Origin of the sequence: Limnohabitans sp. INBF002, assembly GCF_027924905.1 — a bacterium.
GTDB lineage: Bacteria > Pseudomonadota > Gammaproteobacteria > Burkholderiales > Burkholderiaceae_C > Limnohabitans.
In genome coordinates, this window is sequence record NZ_AP027055.1 from 1,261,639 (window position 1) to 1,279,658 (window position 18,020).

Sequence of the window (18,020 nt, forward strand, 5' to 3'; positions counted from 1 at the left end):
TTTTAGAAACGAAGGCCGGCCTTCAAACCCACAGAGGCGTTTTTACCCGTGCGGTCGTACTCGGCAGAGAGATTGACCAGCAACACGTTCCAGCTCATGCCCACAAACGACTTGCTTTGCGTGAAGCTTTCATTGCTCTGGCCTGTGGCTTTGGCGCTTGAGTAAACCGTGCCGACGCCTAAATAGGGTGTGAAGCCCACAAAGCCTTTGGAAACCAACACATCAAATCCAGTGTTGTTGAGTTCCATGCCCGACACACCGCCCATGCGGCTGTGGCTGCCGCGCAGCGCAATAGCGGGCGTGATGGCGTTGCCTTCCAGCAAGGCGTATTTCACATGGACGCCAGCGACCGACACATTGGTTGACGGCACTTTGGCCACAAAGCCGCCCACATCCCAGCCGCCAGACAAGCCTTTGCTAACCGATAACTTGGTTTGGATCAAGTTGCTCGCGTTGTCACCAGACACTTTGGCCCAAGCGGCACCGTCTTGAATTTTTGTCAGGGTGCTGGATGCGCTGACATCAAAGCCTGTCAAGCCCAAAGGTGCGGCTGGCTCAATGGCTTTGGTGCTGGTCACTGCTGCGAGGTCTTTGCTCACGGCTAAAAACTCGGCTTGGCTGAGGGTGTTGAAGTTACTCAAGTCAGCCGCTGTCGCTTGGGGGCTGATCGCCATAGCGGTGGCGACTGCGAAAGTGATGGGAAGAAAGCGCTGAACGATGTTCATCAAGGTATTTTTCTCAAAGTTTGAATCGCGCATATTTTCACACGGTCGTAACGTCAGTCACACCAAGCTCAAACGCATTTCCACATGCGGTATGCCGACCTCATCAAACGGCGTCCCCACCACTGCAAAGCCGTGAGCCGCATAAAACCTTTCCGCCGTTCGCTGTGCATTGAGACGCACTTCTTGGTTGCCGCGCCGGCGCGCCTCTAGCAGTAGCGCTTGCAGCAATCGCGCGCCGTAGCCTTTGCCGCGCATCTCGCGCAGCACCGCCATGCGCCCTACTTTGGCTGTGTTGGCGCAAGGTTGCAACAAACGGGCATTGCCTAGCGGCTGGCCATTCCCATCCAACAACACGGCGTGCAAAGCTGTGGCGTCATCCGCATCCCATTCGTCTTCGGGGGCGATGCCCTGCTCTTGCACAAACACGGCGGTGCGTACTGCTTGGGCAGCGGTTTGCATCAAGGACCATTCGCCAATCTCGATGTAAGTCATCGTCATCACGTCACACCCCAAACGCGTGTCGCAACGCGCGTCCAGCATCCATGTGTGCGGTCAGTGCTTCGGGAATCACGCGTCCCATTTGGATGAAGCTGTGCACCACACCTTTGTAAATTTCAAGGTCTACGGGCACACCCGCCAAACGCAGATGGTCGGCATAGGCCACGCCTTCGTCCACCAGCGGGTCGCATTCGGCCAAGCCCAACCAAGCAGGCGCCACATCCGACACGTCGGCCAGCAAGGGCGAAAAGCGCGGGTCCTGGCGGTCGGCAGCATTGGGCATGTAATGGCTGTAGAAGTAGTCGATGCTGGCTTTTTCCAGCAAAAAGCCTTTGTCAAACGTATGGGCCGACCGCATGTGTTCGGGCGAGCAGCCGGGGTAGAACATGAGCTGTAGCTTCAAGTCAATGCCCGCATCGCGCGCGCCAATGGCGGTGGCCGCGGTGAGCGTGCCGCCCGCACTGTCGCCGCCTATGGCGATGCGTGTGGCGTCTAGCCCAAGGCTGGTGGCGTTGGCGGCCAGCCATTGCAAGGCATCCAAGGCATCGTGGTGCGCCGTGGGAAATGTGTGTTCGGGCGCAAGGCGATAGTCCAACGACACCACGGCACAGTGCGCCAAATGGGCCAGGTGTTTGCACAGCGCCTCGTGCGTTTCGGGGCTGCCCACGGTGAAGCCGCCGCCATGAAAGTACAACAGCACCGGCAAGTTGGGCTTGGCGTGCTCGGCCCACAGCTTGGCGCGCAGCGTGGCCCCATCGCGCGTGGGAATGTGCAGCGTGTCGTCTCGCGCCATTTTTTGTGCGTTCACTTCCAGCACACCGGCACCCAAGGCGTAGGCTTGTTTGGCTTGCTCGGGCGTGAGCAGCGCCATGGGTGGGCGGCCTGCTTTGGCAATGGCGTGCAACACATCGCGCATGGCGGGGGTCAACAGGCTTTGCGGGTTGCGTGAGTGGCTCATGGAGATTCGCTTTGAAAAGACTGGTTATTGGCTGATGGCCGGCACAGACGTTCGTTACGCCTCGTAAGTGGTCAGCACCACATGTGCCGCTTCTTGGCGCAGCGGGATCAGCGCCTGATATGCCGCCGAGTGATGCCAGCCATCGGCATCAGAGAGCGAGGGAAACCGAATGACCACGATATCGGCATGCGGGCACTCGCCAGACAGCGCTCTGGCCTGTTGGCCACGGAACACCAGTTCGCCGCCCCAAGGCGTCAAGGTAGCCAAGACTTGACCGCGGTATTCGGCCCATTTGGTTTCGTTCTTCACGGTCATTTGACCGACGACGTAAGCGTGACGCATGTCAATTCCTTAAAGAGGATGAACAGTAGCCCAGTTTGGATTGACCAACCAGTCTGCAAATTCGTGAGCCATTTGCTCACTCGCGCTCACCGCATCTTTCCAAACCTTCACCCGCCCCTCAAAGTCAGAGGCATAGCTCACAAAGTCACTGCGGTCAGGCAGTTTGCCATTGGGCAAGGTTTTGACCCACTCGGGGTTGGGGGCCAAGACGATGGTGTTGTCTAAAAACGGCGTGGACTTGTGCCGCCATTTCAATGCTTTGTCTAGCCAGCCGGGCACCACGGCTTTTTGAAAATGGGGGTACAGCACCAACGGGCTTTTAGCCAAGCCGTTGTAGTTGAGGTGCAAGTGGTAGTCGGTGATGCCGCCGTCCCAATACGCGCCCGTGGGTGCATCAGGAATGTCGTGCACGGCCTGCAGCACAAACGGAATGGAGCAACTGGCTTGCAGCGCGGCCATGAAGTTGCGCTCGTTCAGCGTCATGTGTTGGGTGGCAAAGTCAGAGGCATCAAATGGCAGTTCGCCACGGCTAGAGAACACCACACGCTCTAACCACGCGTCCATCGCTTTGCGCTTGACGGCGTTGCACAGGTAGGCGCCTGCGTAGCCCAAAGGCGTGAGCAGCGGGTGCTCGTGGTGCAGGATGTGTTTGCCACGCGAGGTCACCACATGCAGGCGGTAGCGCGGGTTGTTCAGCACTTCGTTGACATGGCCACCATAAAACGCTTGCAGGGTTTGGCTGAACTCGTCACTCACCTGTTTGGCACTAGGGCGCTTTTGGCCCTCGGGCACTTTGTACTCTTGGTGGATGTAGTCGTGCGACAGGCGATCAAAGCCTTGCACGGGGTTATCCAAACACGCAGTGGCCATGCGCCACGCGCCGATGGATGCACCTACCAAATCGATAGGCTGCGTGCTTTGGGGCAACCACTCGCCAAACAAAAAACGGTCCAGTGGTCCGAGTATCAAACCCTTGGGCCCACCCGCCGCAGCGGGAATGACGCGAATGTGTTCGGGTCTCAAGCCATTGGCCTCGATGTGGGCCAAGGCTTTGGGGCCAGCGTAGATGTGCAGTGCTTTCAAAGCGTGGCCTTGTGATTACTTCTTCAAACCTTGCAGCTTGGCAAATGCACTCGCCATGGCCGAGCCCGCTGCCGCTTGTGGTGGCGCGGTGTAGCCACTGCTGTAGCCGCCGCCACCGCGCTGGCGGTTGTCGCGCCCAGCATGCTCAAAGCGGTTGTCGCGTGGTCCATCGCGCTTGGCAGGCGCGCCATCCATTTTCATGGTGAGGCTGATGCGTTTGCGGGCCACGTCCACTTCCAGCACTTTGACCTTGATGATGTCGCCGGTCTTCACCACTTCGCGGGCGTCGGTGATGAACTTGTTGCTGAGTTGGCTGACGTGAATCAAGCCGTCTTGGTGCACGCCCAAGTCGACAAACGCGCCAAAGGCGGCCACGTTGCTGACGGTACCTTCGAGCACCATGTCGACCTTCAGGTCTTTGATGTCTTCTACGCCGTCTTGCAGCTTGGCCACTTTGAAGTCGGGGCGCGGGTCGCGGCCTGGCTTTTCGAGTTCGCTCAAGATGTCTTTGACGGTGATGACGCCCACGGTGTCGTTGGCAAACAGCTCGGGCTTCAAGGTTTTGAGCATGTCAGCGCGGCCCATCAGCTCGGCCACGGGCTTGCCAGTTTGCGCCATGATGCGCTCGACCACTGGGTAGGTTTCGGGGTGCACCGCAGTCATGTCCAACGGGTTGTCGCCATCACGAATGCGCAAGAAGCCCGCGCTTTGCTCAAACGTTTTCGCGCCGAGGCCGGTGACTTTGAGCAACTGCTGACGGTTGGCAAACGCACCATTGGCTTCGCGCCAACGCACCACGGCTTTGGCGGTGGTGGTGCTCAAGCCAGACACGCGCGTGAGTAAGGGCACGCTGGCGGTGTTCAGGTCAACCCCCACTTTGTTCACGCAGTCTTCCACCACGGCTTCGAGGGTGCGGGCGAGTTCGCTTTGGTTCACATCGTGTTGGTACTGGCCCACGCCGATGGATTTGGGGTCGATCTTCACCAGCTCGGCCAAGGGGTCTTGCAAGCGGCGCGCAATGCTGGCCGCGCCGCGCAGGCTCACATCCACATCAGGCATTTCTTGGCTGGCGTATTCACTGGCGCTGTACACCGACGCGCCCGCTTCGCTGACCACCACTTTGTCGATGACTTTTGACGCGTCATGTTTGGACATGAGTTTGATGACTTCGCCTGCCAGTTTGTCGGTCTCGCGACTGGCAGTGCCGTTGCCAATGGCAATCAAGTTCACGCCGTGTTTCTCGGCCAGCTTGGCCAAGGTGTAGAGCGAACCGTCCCAGTCTTTGCGGGGCTCGTGCGGGTAAACGGTGGACGTTTCCACCAGCTTGCCAGTGGCATCGACCACGGCCACTTTCACGCCGGTGCGAATGCCTGGGTCGAGGCCCATCACCACGCGCGGGCCAGCGGGTGCAGCCAGCAGCAAGTCGCGCAAGTTGTCGGCAAACACTTTGATGGCGACTTTTTCGGCCTCTTCGCGCAGACGCGTGAACAAGTCGCGCTCGGTGGATAGGCTCAGCTTCACACGCCATGTCCACGCCACGCATTTGCGAATCAGGTCGTCCCCTGCCCTGCTGGAATGGCTCCAGCCGAGGTGCAAGGCAATCTTGCCTTCGGCCAAGCTGGGCTTACCGGGTTCTGGCTCGACGGGGAGAACGAGCTTGGCATCGAGCATTTCCAGCGCACGGCCACGGAACACGGCCAAGGCGCGGTGCGAGGGCACGCGGCCCACAGGCTCGTCGTAATCAAAGTAGTCGCGAAACTTCGCCACATCTGGGTTGTTTTCGTCTTTACCAGCGGCGAGCTTGCTGCGGAACAAGCCTTCGGTCCAGAGCCATTCGCGCAAGCTTTGCACCAAAACGGCGTCTTCGGCCCAGCGCTCGCTCAACAAGTCGCGCACGCCGTCGAGTACAGCAGCCACTGATGAGAAGTCGGCCCCTTCAATCTTGCCTGCGGGCAAGATGAACGCTTCGGCTTCCACATTGGGGTTCAGCGCAGGGTCGGCAAACAGCTTGTCTGCCAGTGGCTCCAAGCCCGCTTCTTTGGCAATCATGCCCTTGGTGCGACGCTTGGGCTTGAAGGGCAAGTAAATGTCTTCCAGCTCTTGCTTGGTGGGCGCGGCTTCGATGGCGGCCAGCAACTCGGGCGTGAGCTTGCCTTGTTCTTGAATGCTCTTGATGACGGCGGCGCGTCGGTCTTCTAGCTCGCGCAGGTAGCTCAGGCGGGCTTCGAGTTCGCGCAATTGAATGTCGTCCAAGCCGCCCGTGACTTCTTTCCGGTAACGCGCAATAAAGGGCACGGTCGCACCACCATCGAGCAGCTCAACAGCAGAGCGCACTTGGGCTTCGGAAATCTTGATTTCGTCCGCCAGTTGGCGGGTAATTTTTTGCATATTTTCAGTCGCAGGAATTCGTCAAAGTCGGCAATTTTGCCTGAATGGATAGGTGGCAAAACACACAAATAAGTTAACACTTGTTAATTAAAAATGGTTACAAGCATCTTAAAGTAGGACTCTCATTGTTCATCAAAAAGGGATTTGAAATGAAACGTTACAGCGCAGAGTTTTTGGGCACGTTTTGGTTGGTGTTGGGCGGTTGCGGCAGTGCTGTTTTGGCAGCGGCTTTCCCAGGCGTCGGCATTGGTTTGCACGGTGTTTCGCTGGCTTTTGGTTTGACAGTTCTGACCATGGCGTTTGCCATTGGCCACATTTCTGGTTGCCATTTGAACCCCGCAGTGTCTGTGGGCTTGTGGGCGGCAGGCCGTTTCCCCGCAAATCAACTGGTGCCCTACATCGTGTCGCAAGTGTTGGGCGCGATTGCTGGTGCAGCTGTGTTGTACGTCATTGCATCAGGCAATGCCAGTTTCAATGTGGCGGCAGGTTTTGCATCCAACGGCTACGGCGAACACTCACCCGGTGGCTACACCCTGTTGGCAGCCTTGGTCTGTGAAGTGGTGATGACCGCATTTTTCTTGCTGGTGATCTTGGGTTCTACAGACAAAAAAGCACCCGCAGGCTTTGCTCCCATCGCCATTGGCTTGGCTTTGACCTTGATTCACTTGATCAGCATTCCCGTCACCAACACCTCGGTGAACCCTGCGCGCAGCACAGGTGTGGCGTTGTTTGTGGGCGATTGGGCTGTGTCTCAGCTTTGGCTGTTTTGGTTGGCCCCTATCGTGGGTGCGTTGTTAGGTGCGCAGGCGTATCGTTTGATTTCAGACGACAACAACTAAGCCGTTGCGGCTTCCAACAAAAAACGCCCCAAGGGGCGTTTTTTTGTTAGTCCGTGGAAACCTCATGTAGCTCAGCAGGTGCTGCATCTCGGTTCACGTATTTGAAGGTGCCCGTGGCATGCGCGCAGGCGTTGCCTTCGGCGTCGTACAAGGTGCCTTCTGTAAACGCCATGCCGCGTGTGCGGTGAATCAACCGGCCTTTGGCGGTGAGTGTGCCGCGCGCTGGTTGCAAAAACGAGGTTTTCATCTCAATCGTGACCACACCCATGCCTCTGTCCACGCTGCGCGCGGCGCTGGCAAGGGTGACATCCAACAGCGTCATGACCGCACCGCCGTGGGTCACGTTGAACGAGTTCAAATGCTCGGGCTCGGGCGTGTAACGCAGCTCGGACAAGCCGTCGTCAAAGAACACCATCTCGAAACCCAGATGGTCGACAAATGGAATGTAGGCGCCAAAACTTTCTTGCATGATGTGCTCCTCGTGGGGTTACAAGACCTCGAAGATACCAGCTGCACCCATGCCACCGCCAATGCACATGGTCACGCACACGCGTTTCGCGCCGCGGCGTTTGCCTTCAATCAAGGCATGGCCCACCAAGCGTTGGCCGCTGACACCATAGGGGTGGCCCACTGCGATGGCGCCGCCGTTGACGTTGAGGCGGTCATCAGGGATGCCCAGTTTGTCGCGGCAGTACAGCACTTGCACGGCAAAGGCTTCGTTGAGTTCCCACAGGTCAATGTCGCCCTCGCTCAGGCTCAAACGCTTGAGCACTTTGGGGATGGCGTACACAGGGCCAATGCCCATTTCGTCAGGCTCGCAACCGGCCACGGCAAAGCCGAGGAAGCGCCCCAAAGGTTTGAGGCCGCGTTTGCTGGCGAGATCCTCACTCATCACCACGCAAGCGCCTGCGCCGTCTGAGAACTGACTGGCGTTACCCGCTGAAATCAAACCACCGGGCATGGCGGACTTGAGGTTGGCCAAGGCTTCGACGGTGGATCCTTCGCGAATGCCCTCGTCTTTGCTGACCGTGACTTGCTTGGTCATCAAACCCATCACCTTGTCGGCAATACCGGCCTTGACGGTGATGGCGGCGATTTCTGCGTCAAACAAGCCTGCAGACTGCGCGGCAAAGGCGCGTTGTTGGCTGCGTGCGCCATATTCGTCCATGGCTTCACGACCAATGTTGTATTTCTTGGCCACATGTTCAGCGGTTTGCAGCATGTTCCAGTAGATCTCAGGCTTCTTTTTGTTGAGCGCCAAGTCCATCAGCATGTGTTGGTTCATCTCTTGTTGCACACACGAGATGCTTTCCACGCCACCGGCCACATACACATCGCCCTCGCCCGCAATGATGCGTTGGGCGGCAGTGGCAATGGTTTGCAAACCAGACGAGCAAAAACGGTTGATGGTCATGCCCGACACCGACACAGGGCAATCGGCCATGAGCGCGATTTGGCGGGCAATGTTGGTGCCGGTTGCGCCTTCGGGCAAGGCGCAGCCCATGATGACGTCATCCACTTCGGCGGCTTCAATGCCGGCGCGCGCAATGGCGTGTTTGACGACGTGACCACCCAAGGTCGCGCCGTGGGTCATGTTGAAAGAGCCCTTCCAGCTTTTGGCAAGCGGTGTGCGGGCGGTAGAGACGATGACAGCGTGGGTCATAGGGATTCCTTAAATTCGGTTCAGTTGAAGGTCTTGCCTTCGGCGGCGAGTTTGGCGAGCAAAGGGGCGGGCTTCCAAAACTCGGCGTCATCGTGTGGGTTGGTGGCAAAGCGTTGCATGGCTTGCACCACGTTGAACAGGCCCAGCTCGTCGGCGTAATTCATAGGGCCGCCACGGTAGATGGGGAAGCCATAGCCGCTGATGTAGACCATGTCGATGTCACTGGCTTTGCTGGCAATGCCCTCTTCCAAAATGTGCGCAGCCTCATTCACCAGCGCAAAGTTCAGGCGTTGCACGATTTCTTCGTCGCTGATTTTGCGTGGCTTGATACCGAGCGATTCGCGGTGTTTGGCAATCATGGCCTCCACGTCTTTGTTTGGGATTGCGTCACGTTTGCCTGGTTTGTAGTCGTACCAGCCTGCGCCTGTTTTTTGGCCGAAGCGGCCTTGTTCGCACAAGAGGTCGGCGGTTTTGCTGTAGCGACGTGTGGGGTTTTCTGCGTATTGGCGTTTGCGGATGGACCAGCCAATGTCGTTGCCAGCCAAGTCGCTCATGCGGAATGGGCCCATGGCCCAGCCAAATTTCTCAATGGCGCGGTCCACCTGCGCGGGCGTGCAACCTTCGTCCAGCAAGAAGCCGGCTTGGCGGCCGTATTGGTCAATCATGCGGTTGCCAATGAAGCCATCGCACACGCCTGAGAGCACGGCAATCTTTTTGATTTTCTTAGCCACGTCCATGGCTGTGGCCAGCACGTCTTTGGCGGTGTCTTTGCCGCGCACCACTTCGAGAAGCTTCATCACGTTGGCGGGGCTGAAGAAGTGCAAGCCCACCACGTCTTGCGGACGCTTGGTGAAGCTGGCGATTTTGTTCAGGTCCAAGGTCGAGGTGTTGGACGCCAAAATCGCGCCCGGCTTCATCACTGCGTCGAGTTGTTTGAACACCGCTTCTTTGACGCCCATGTCTTCAAACACCGCCTCAATCACGAGGTCGGCATCTTTGATGTCGTCATAGCTGAGTGTGGTGCTGAGCAGCGCCATGCGTTGGGCAGCTTTGTCTTCTTTGAGCTTGCCTTTTTTGACGCGATCTTCGTAGTTCTTTTGGATGGTGGCCACGCCACGGTTCAAGGCTTCTTGCTTGGTTTCAATCATCTTGACTGCAATGCCTGCATTCAAGAAGTTCATGGCAATGCCGCCGCCCATGGTGCCAGCACCAATGACGGCCACCAGTTTGATGTCACGCACCGGCGTGTCGCTGGGCACATCGGCAATTTTGCTGGCTGCGCGTTGTGCGCCAAACAAGTGGCGCAAGGCACGGCTCTCTGGGGTCCACATGAGGTTGATGAACTGCTCGCGCTCGTACATCATGCCGTCGTCAAACTTTTTCTTGGTGGCCATCTCCACCGCATCCACCGCTTTGGGTGGTGCTGGGTAGTTTTTGGCCATGCCTTTGACCATGTTGCGGGCGAACTGGAAGTACGCATCGCCTTGTGCGTGTTTGCAAGGCAGGTCGCGCACTTTGGGCAATGGGCGCACATCGGCAACTTCACGGGCGTAGGCAATCGCCTCGTCCATCAGGCTCTGCGCGGACATGGCCATTTGGTCAAACAGCTTTTGGCCGGGCAACATGCTGAGCATGTCGCTCTTGATCGCTTCACCGCTCACAATCATGTTCAACGCGGGCTCGACGCCCAAGGCGCGTGGCAAACGTTGCGTGCCGCCTGCGCCGGGGATCAGGCCCAGCTTCACCTCTGGCATGCTGATGCTGGTGCCCGGCGCGCACACGCGGTAGTGGCAACCCAGCGCCAACTCAAGACCACCGCCCATCACCACGGTGTGCATGGCGGCCACCACGGGCTTGCTGCAGTTTTCCACGCAAGAAATCACGCTGAGCAAATTGGGCTCTTGGAAAGCTTTGGGCGAACCAAATTCACGCACATCTGCGCCACCCGAAAACGCTTTGCCGTGGCCCGTGATGACCACGGCTTTGACAGCGGCATCGGCTTGCGCTTGCGCAATGCCAGCCACCAAGGCGCGGCGTGTTTCCAAACCCATGCCGTTGACGGGCGGGTTGTTCAAAGTAATCACGGCCACATCGCCGTGTACTTGGTAGTCTGCACTCATTGCATTTCCTTATGAAAACTGATGGGGTTAGTTAGGCGCTTGGCAGCTTGTAGTCTTTGAGCTGTTCGCGCAATTTGGTTTTGAGCATCTTGCCGGTGGCACCCAACGGAATGGCATCGACAAACACCACGTCGTCTGGGATTTGCCATTTGGCGGTTTTGCCTTCGTAGAAGGCCAAGAGTTCTTCGCGGCTCACCTGTGCGTCGGGCTTTTTCACCACCGCCACGATGGGGCGCTCGTCCCACTTGGGGTGCGCCACACCAATACACGCGGCCATCGCCACAGCCGGGTGCGCCACGGCGATGTTTTCAATGTCAATCGAGCTGATCCACTCGCCGCCAGACTTGATCACGTCTTTGCTGCGGTCGGTGATTTGCATGAAGCCATCGGCGTCGATGGTGGCCACGTCGCCTGTAGGGAACCAGCGTTGGCCGTCTTTGTCGGTCACCAGCGGATCGCTTTCGCCTTTGTAGTAATTGGCCACCACCCAGGGGCCTTTGACCAACAAGTCGCCATAGGCTTTGCCGTCATGCGGCTGCTCATCGCCTGCGTCGTTGACGATCTTCATGTCCACGCCGTAGATGGCGCGACCTTGCTTGAGCAGCAACTTCATTTGTTGCTCTTTGGGCAGCTTCAGGTGTTTGTTTTTCAAAGTACACAAAGTACCCAAAGGGCTGAGCTCGGTCATGCCCCAAGCGTGCAAGACCTCCACACCGTAGTCGTCACGGAAAGCATCAATCATGGCGGGCGGGCAAGCCGAGCCGCCAATGACAGTGCGCTTCAAGGTAGAGAACTTCAAACCATGGGGCTTCATGTGCCCCAGCAACATTTGCCACACCGTGGGCACACCTGCGGCGTAGGTGACGCCTTCGTTCTCAATCATCTCGTAGACCGATTTGCCGTCCATACCTGGGCCTGGAAACACCAGCTTGGCACCGGTGAGCGCGGCGCTGTATGGAATGCCCCACGCATTGACGTGGAACATAGGCACGACAGGAAGGATCGCGTCACGCGCAGAGATACACATCACATCGGGCAGCGCAGCCGCGTAGGCATGCAAGGTGGTGGAACGGTGGCTGTACAGCGCAGCTTTGGGATTGCCTGTGGTGCCGCTGGTGTAGCACATGCTCGACGCGGTGTTTTCGTCAAACACCGGCCATGGGTAAGTGGTGCTTTGGTTACCCATCCACGCTTCGTAGCTGATGAGGTTGGGAATGCCGGTGCCGGCTGGCAGTTTGTCTGCATCGCACATGGCCACCCAATGTTTGACCGTCGGGCACTTGCTGTGCACGGCTTGGATGATAGGCAAAAACGTCATGTCAAAGCAGAGCACTTGATCTTCGGCATGGTTGGCAATCCACGCAATTTGATCGGGGTGCAAACGTGGGTTGATGGTGTGCAGCACGCGGCCCGAGCCGCTGACACCAAAGTACAGCTCTAGGTGGCGATAGCCGTTCCAAGCGATGGTGGCCACGCGGTCACTAAAGCCCAGTTTCATACCGTCGAGTGCATTGGCCACTTGGCGCGAGCGGCGCGCCACATCGGACCAGGTGTAGCGGTGGATGTCACCCTCCACGCGGCGTGACACCACTTCGCCATCACCGTGGTGTTTGTCTGCAAACTCAATCAAATTTGAAATCAGCAGCGGTTGGTCTTGCATCAGTCCAAGCATGTTGTCTCCTGGAGATTTTTGATTTTCGCACGGTCGTGCTTTTTTATGTATTGTGCCAAGACTTTGAGTCATTTGCGGAAAGCCCACAAAAAACCTGCCTATGGATAACCCGAGACAATGCCACCATGTTTGATCGCCCTGCCAATCCTGATGCCATTTCAAAAGCCAGCCTTGCGTGGCTGAATGCCGCTGAGGGTGGCTTTGTTTCTCTTGGGGCTGAGTTCGCCACACCCACCGAACCCACGCCTTTGCCAGCCGCGCATTGGGTGGGTTGCAACGAGGCGTTGCGGGCCGAGCTGGGTTTGCCACCAGACCTTTGGCAGCAGCAAGAGGTGCTGGATTTGTTCACGGGCAACGCGCTGCCAGCCGCTCACACCACCTACGCCAGCGTTTACAGCGGCCACCAGTTTGGCCAATGGGCAGGTCAGCTGGGCGATGGCCGCGCGTTGAACCTGGGTGCGATTCAAACGCCTGCAGGTTTGCAAGAGCTACAACTCAAAGGCGCGGGCCCCACGCCCTACTCTCGCCGTGGCGATGGCCGCGCCGTGTTGCGCTCCAGCATTCGCGAGTTTTTGGCCAGCGAGGCTATGCATGGCTTGGGCATTCCCACCACGCGGGCCTTGTGCGTCACGGGCTCGCCCGCCCATGTGCGGCGTGAAGAGGTCGAAACCGCCGCCGTGGTCACCCGCGTGGCGCCTAGTTTTGTGCGCTTTGGCCACTTTGAGCATTTCGCATCCAACGGCCAAATCGATGAACTGCGCGCCTTGGCTGACCATGTCGTCACCGCGCATTTCCCTGCGTTGCAAGACAAGCAAGGGGCCGAGCGCTACACCGCCTTGTTGCACGAAGTCACCCAACGCACCGCCGCTTTGATGGCGCAATGGCAAGCCGTGGGCTTTTGCCATGGTGTGATGAACACCGACAACATGAGTGTGCTGGGTCTCACGCTCGACTATGGCCCGTTCCAGTACTTAGACGGCTTTGACGCCAACCACATTTGCAACCATTCAGACCACCAAGGCCGTTATGCCTATGCACGTCAACCGCAAATTGCGTACTGGAACTTGTTCTGCTTAGGCCAAGCCCTGATGCCCCTCATTGACGAGCAAGCCCCAGCTTTGGCTGCGCTAGAGAGCTACAAAGACACTTTCCCAAGCGCCATGGACCAAGCCATGCGCGACAAATTAGGCTTGAGCGGCACGCATGAGGGCGACCGTGCTTTGGTGGAAGACCTGCTGCAAGCCATGCAGCAAGACCGTGTGGACTACACCGTGTTTTGGCGACGCTTGAGCATGGCCGTGCGCGAGTCGGCCCACAGTACGCACGCCTTTGAGCCTGTGCGCGACTTGTTCCTGCACCGCGAGGTGTTTGACGCGTGGTGTACGCGCTACCTAGAGCGCTTGGGCCAAACCAACCGCCAAGCCGCGGGTGACGCCATGCTGCGCACCAACCCCAAATACATCTTGCGCAACCACTTGGGCGAGCTGGCCATTCGCCAAGCCAAAGCAGGCAACTTTGCGATGGTGCAAGACCTGCTGCAAGTGCTGCATGCGCCCTTTGACGAACATCCCACTTACGAAGCTTGGGCTGGCCTTGCGCCAGAATGGGCTTCATCCATTGAAATCAGCTGCTCCTCATGACGATTCAAAAAACTGAACAAGAATGGCGCGACCTGCTGGCCGCCAAAAATGCCGAACCTGTGGCCTATGACGTCACGCGCAAAGCCGCCACCGAGCGCCCGTTCACCGGCAAATACGAAGACCATTGGGCACCAGGCAGCTACCACTGCATGTGTTGCGACGCCAAACTGTTCGATGCGTCCACCAAGTTTGACGCGGGCTGTGGCTGGCCCAGCTTTCACACCGCGGCCAGCGAAGAAGCCATTGCCGAGCACCGCGACATCAGCCACGGCATGGTGCGCGTGGAAACCGTGTGCAGCCAATGCGGCGCGCACTTGGGGCATGTGTTCAACGACGGCCCCGCCCCCACAGGCCTGCGCTACTGCATGAACTCGGCTTCGTTAGACTTCGTGCCAAACAAATAAAGCCTTTATGAAATTACTGCTCGACTTTTTTCCCATCATCTTGTTTTTTGTCACCTTCAAAGCGTGGGGCATCATGGCCGCCACCGCCGTGGCCATCGCCGCCACCTTGGCTCAAATTGGCTATTTGCGTTACAAAAAAGGCTTTGTTGAGCCTATGCAATGGGTCAGTCTGGGCGTCATCGTGGTGTTTGGCGGTGCCACGCTGCTCACCCAAGACGAAACCTTCATCAAGTGGAAGCCCACCGTGCTGTACTGGTTGATGGGCAGCGCCTTGTGGGGCGGGTATTACGTGTTCAAACGCAATTTCCTCAAGCAACTCATGGGCGCTCAGGTGGAGCTGCCCGAACATGCGTGGGGCGTGTTGCTGCACAGCTGGGCGTGCTTCTTTGCGGTCATGGGTTGTCTCAATATTTGGGTGGCCAACCACTTTGACACCGACACTTGGGTGAGCTTCAAACTCTTTGGTGGTTTGGGCTTGATGTTGGTGTTTGTGGTGCTGCAAGGCATCTACATGAGCCTCTTCGTCAAAGAGCAGCCAGAGGACCAAGCGTGAATATCACCGCACAGGCGCTGACACAGCGTTTACAAGAGCGCTTAAACCCCGTTTTTGTCGAAGTTTTAGACGAAAGCGCGGCCCATGCGGGCCATGTAGGCGCCAACGAGACAGGCTTCGGTACCCATTTTCGGGTACGCATCCAGAGCCCACTTTTTACAGCCAAATCACGCGTGGCAAGGCATCGCCTTGTGTATGATGCGTTGCAAGAATATATAGATCAAGGCTTGCATGCCTTGGCCATTGAAGTCATAGAAAACCCCTGAGACCTGACATGAAAAAACAAATGATTTGGACCGCTGTTGCAGCCGCTGCATTCGCTTGCTTGAGCATGGGCGCTAACGCGCAAAACATCGCCATCGTCAATGGCAAGGCTGTGCCAACGGCCCGCGCTGAAGCATTGGCACAGCAAGTGGCCCGCTCAGGTCGTCCCATCACGCCAGATGTGGAAGCCCAAATCAAAGAAGAAGTCATTGCGCGCGAAATCTTCATGCAAGAAGCGCAAAAGCGCGGCTTGGATGCCACGCCCGAGTACAAAGCTCAAATTGAGCTGGCACGCCAAACCATTTTGATTCGCGAGTTGTTCGCTGAATTCCAAAAGACCTCGGCTGTGACTGACGCTGATGTGCAAGCCGAATACGACAAATTCGTGGCTGCCAACGGTGGCAAAGAGTACCGCGCTCGCCACATCTTGGTTGAAACCCCCGCACAAGCCGAAGCCATCCTTGCTAGCCTGAAAAAAGGCGGCAAGTTTGAAGACATCGCCAAAAAGCAATCCAAAGACCCAGGTTCAGGTGCCAACGGTGGTGACCTTGATTGGGCGGCGCCTGGCAACTACGTCAAAGAATTCTCAGAAGCCATGGTGGCTCTGAAAAAAGGCGAAGTCTCCGCGCCTGTGCAAAGCCAATTTGGTTTCCACATCATCCGTTTGGACGACGTGCGCGAAGCCCAGTTGCCTAAACTCGAAGACGTGAAGCCACAAATCGTGCAACAAATGACACAACAACGCATGGCCGCTTTCCAACAAGAACTGCGCGCCAAAGCCAAGGTCGAGTAATTCACCTTTGCCTCATGCACACAGCGGCCTTCGGGCCGCTTTTGTTTTTTTAGATAATCCACGTATGTCCTTGCTCAACCACCAACTCGAACTGCTTGCCCCCGCGCGTGACGCCGACATTGGCATTGCCGCCATTCACCACGGCGCAGACGCGGTGTACATCGGCGCCCCCGCCTTTGGTGCGCGAGCCAGCGCCACCAACACGCTGCAAGACATCGAGCGCTTGTGCAAAGAGGCGCACCGCTTCAACAGCAAAATTTTCATCACCCTCAACACGATTCTGCGCGACGACGAGCTAGAAGGCGCACGCCAAATGGCGTGGGACGTGTACCACGCAGGCGCCGATGTGCTCATCGTGCAAGACATGGGCTTGCTAGAGCTGGACTTGCCGCCCATCCAACTGCACGCCAGCACGCAGACCGACATTCGCACGCCCGAAAAAGCGAAGTTCATGCAAGACGTGGGCTTCTCGCAAATCGTGTTGGCCCGTGAGCTGACACTGCCGCAAATCAAAGCCATCCACGATGTGTTGGATGCCGAGCGCTGCAAGCTCGAGTTCTTTGTGCACGGTGCGCTGTGCGTGGCCTACAGCGGCCAGTGCTTCATCAGCCATGCGCACACAGGCCGCAGCGCCAACCGTGGCGACTGCAGCCAAGCCTGCCGCCTGCCCTATCACGTCACCGATGCCCAAGGCCGTTTCATCGCGCATGACAAACATGTGCTGTCGATGAAAGACAACAACCAAAGCGAGAACCTCGCCGCCTTGGTCGATGCCGGCGTGCGCAGCTTCAAAATCGAAGGCCGCTACAAAGACATGGCCTATGTGAAAAACATCACCGGACACTACCGCGTGCTGATCGACGAGCTGATGGAAGCGCGCCAATACTCGGCCGATCCCGAGCGTCCACCGCTCAGCCGTGCATCAAGTGGCAACACCACGCTGTACTTCACACCCAACCCCGAACAAAACTTCAACCGAGAATTCACCGACTACTTTGTGCAAGGCCGCAAAGAAGACATCGGCGCGTTTGACTCCCCCAAAAACCCAGGCATTGTGTTGGGCGAAGTGATGGGCACTGGCACTAACTGGCTTGAAGTGCAGCCCTACGACAAAGCGGCCGTGCTGCACAACGGCGATGGCCTGTGCTACTACGACCTGCAAAAAGAACTGGTGGGCGTGGCCATCAACCGCGCAGAGCCCAGCCCCAAAAAAGGCGTGTGGCGTTTGTACCCCAAAGACCCGATCGAAGGTTTTCGCGATTTACGCGCGGGCATGGTCATCAACCGCAACCGCGACATGGATTGGGTGCGCGGCCTAGAGAAAAACTCCAGCGAACGCCGCATAGGCGCATGGGTGGAGTTTGCTGAAACCCCGGAAGGCTTTGAGCTCAAGCTCACCGATGAAGATGGCCACACAGCCAGCGCCACCCTCGCCTGCACCAAAGAACTCGCCAAAGACGCGGTGCGCAACGACGCCAGCCTGCGCGAACACCTGAGCAAATTTGGTGCAACCGTGTTTGAAGTGCTCAATCTGCAAATCAATATCAGCCAGCCTTGGTTTGTGCCCGCCTCGTCACTCAATGCTTTGCGTCGTGATGCTGTCGCGGCCTTGGAGCTTGCGCGTATCAAAGCGTATGACCGCCCGCAACGCACTGCCGCCGTTGAGCCCCCTGTGAGCTACCCCGAAGACTCGCTCACCTACCTCGCCAACGTGTTCAACCAAAAGGCGCATGACTTTTATGCCAAGCACGGCGTGAAGGTGATTGAAGCTGCGTATGAGAGCCACGAAGAGCTAGGCGAAGCCAGTTTGATGATCACCAAACACTGCGTGCGCTTCAGCATGAGCCTTTGCCCCAAACAGGCCAAGGGCGTCACAGGCGTGCAAGGCACGGTCAAGGCAGAGCCGCTGATGCTCATCAACGGCAGCGAGAAACTGACCTTGCGCTTTGACTGCAAACCCTGCGAAATGCATGTGGTGGGCAAGATGAAGAAGTCGGTGCTCAATCAGCGCGTGAAAGAACTGACGGAAACGCCCATGACGTTTTACAAAACAAGACCTGAAAAAACAAAGTGATGAC

General features: G+C 57.6%; 17 protein-coding genes. 7 read left to right on the top strand and 10 right to left on the bottom strand.

Annotated elements, in window-relative coordinates; translation table 11 throughout:
- Positions 1 to 2 precede the first annotated feature (2 nt).
- From QMG15_RS06375 to QMG15_RS06400, 6 genes are read right to left on the bottom strand one after another with little or no spacing between them, the layout of a single operon-like run.
- Entirely contained in the window at positions 3 to 725 is a 723-nt protein-coding gene (locus QMG15_RS06375; RefSeq protein WP_281790015.1) for a hypothetical protein, read from the bottom strand.
- 57 nt (positions 726 to 782) lie between these two features.
- On the bottom strand, positions 783 to 1,265 hold the full coding sequence (locus QMG15_RS06380) for a GNAT family N-acetyltransferase (protein ID WP_281790016.1): 483 nt from the start codon (positions 1,263 to 1,265) through the stop codon (positions 783 to 785).
- Positions 1,228 to 2,181, bottom strand: coding sequence for an alpha/beta hydrolase (locus tag QMG15_RS06385; protein WP_281790017.1), 954 nt, complete (start codon positions 2,179 to 2,181; stop codon positions 1,228 to 1,230). Before QMG15_RS06385 ends, QMG15_RS06380 begins: the two co-directional genes overlap by 38 nt.
- Before the next feature lie 54 nt (positions 2,182 to 2,235).
- Complete coding sequence (locus QMG15_RS06390) at positions 2,236 to 2,523, bottom strand: DUF1330 domain-containing protein (RefSeq protein WP_108358635.1); 288 nt, start codon at positions 2,521 to 2,523, stop codon at positions 2,236 to 2,238.
- 9 nt (positions 2,524 to 2,532) lie between these two features.
- Positions 2,533 to 3,606, bottom strand: a complete 1,074-nt coding sequence (locus QMG15_RS06395) for a phospholipase (RefSeq protein WP_281790018.1) — start codon at positions 3,604 to 3,606, stop codon at positions 2,533 to 2,535.
- A gap of 15 nt (positions 3,607 to 3,621) precedes the next feature.
- Positions 3,622 to 5,994 carry a Tex family protein gene (locus tag QMG15_RS06400; protein ID WP_281790019.1) on the bottom strand — a complete coding sequence of 791 codons (2,373 nt, stop codon included), beginning with the start codon at positions 5,992 to 5,994 and terminating at the stop codon, positions 3,622 to 3,624.
- Between the two features lie 149 nt (positions 5,995 to 6,143).
- On the opposite strand from QMG15_RS06400, the gene aqpZ reads away from it, so the two are divergent.
- A complete protein-coding gene (gene aqpZ, locus QMG15_RS06405; RefSeq protein ID WP_281790020.1) occupies positions 6,144 to 6,833 on the top strand; it encodes an aquaporin Z in 690 nt (229 codons plus the stop codon).
- A 46-nt stretch (positions 6,834 to 6,879) separates the two neighbouring features.
- On the opposite strand, the gene QMG15_RS06410 is transcribed toward aqpZ, so the two are convergent.
- The 4 genes from QMG15_RS06410 to QMG15_RS06425 are packed head-to-tail and all read right to left on the bottom strand — an operon-like array spanning position 6,880 to position 12,288.
- On the bottom strand, positions 6,880 to 7,302 hold the full coding sequence (locus QMG15_RS06410; protein ID WP_281790021.1) for a PaaI family thioesterase: 423 nt from the start codon (positions 7,300 to 7,302) through the stop codon (positions 6,880 to 6,882).
- A gap of 18 nt (positions 7,303 to 7,320) precedes the next feature.
- Positions 7,321 to 8,496: an acetyl-CoA C-acyltransferase gene (locus tag QMG15_RS06415; RefSeq protein WP_281790022.1), complete on the bottom strand. Its 1,176-nt coding sequence runs from the start codon at positions 8,494 to 8,496 to the stop codon at positions 7,321 to 7,323.
- Positions 8,497 to 8,516: 20 nt separating this feature from the next.
- Positions 8,517 to 10,616: a 3-hydroxyacyl-CoA dehydrogenase NAD-binding domain-containing protein gene (locus QMG15_RS06420; protein WP_281790023.1), complete on the bottom strand. Its 2,100-nt coding sequence runs from the start codon at positions 10,614 to 10,616 to the stop codon at positions 8,517 to 8,519.
- Between the two features lie 31 nt (positions 10,617 to 10,647).
- Complete coding sequence (locus tag QMG15_RS06425; RefSeq protein WP_281790024.1) at positions 10,648 to 12,288, bottom strand: 3-(methylthio)propionyl-CoA ligase; 1,641 nt, start codon at positions 12,286 to 12,288, stop codon at positions 10,648 to 10,650.
- Positions 12,289 to 12,413: 125 nt separating this feature from the next.
- Here QMG15_RS06425 and QMG15_RS06430 point away from each other — a divergent pair, with 125 nt between their 5' ends.
- The 6 genes from QMG15_RS06430 (at position 12,414) to QMG15_RS06455 (ending at position 18,016) form a co-directional block, all read left to right on the top strand.
- Positions 12,414 to 13,928 carry a protein adenylyltransferase SelO gene (locus QMG15_RS06430; protein WP_281790025.1) on the top strand — a complete coding sequence of 505 codons (1,515 nt, stop codon included), beginning with the start codon at positions 12,414 to 12,416 and terminating at the stop codon, positions 13,926 to 13,928.
- The gene (gene msrB / locus QMG15_RS06435; RefSeq protein ID WP_281790026.1) at positions 13,925 to 14,332 is read left to right on the top strand and encodes a peptide-methionine (R)-S-oxide reductase MsrB; all 408 of its coding nucleotides are present in this window, start codon (positions 13,925 to 13,927) and stop codon (positions 14,330 to 14,332) included. Before QMG15_RS06430 ends, msrB begins: the two co-directional genes overlap by 4 nt.
- Before the next feature lie 7 nt (positions 14,333 to 14,339).
- Positions 14,340 to 14,885: a septation protein A gene (locus QMG15_RS06440; RefSeq protein ID WP_281790027.1), complete on the top strand. Its 546-nt coding sequence runs from the start codon at positions 14,340 to 14,342 to the stop codon at positions 14,883 to 14,885.
- Entirely contained in the window at positions 14,882 to 15,151 is a 270-nt protein-coding gene (locus tag QMG15_RS06445) for a BolA family protein (RefSeq protein WP_281790028.1), read from the top strand. Before QMG15_RS06440 ends, QMG15_RS06445 begins: the two co-directional genes overlap by 4 nt.
- 8 nt (positions 15,152 to 15,159) lie before the next feature.
- Positions 15,160 to 15,942, top strand: a complete 783-nt coding sequence (locus tag QMG15_RS06450) for a peptidylprolyl isomerase (RefSeq protein WP_108358646.1) — start codon at positions 15,160 to 15,162, stop codon at positions 15,940 to 15,942.
- Positions 15,943 to 16,006: 64 nt separating this feature from the next.
- Positions 16,007 to 18,016, top strand: a complete 2,010-nt coding sequence (locus QMG15_RS06455; protein ID WP_281790029.1) for a U32 family peptidase — start codon at positions 16,007 to 16,009, stop codon at positions 18,014 to 18,016.
- Positions 18,017 to 18,020: the final 4 nt, after the last annotated feature.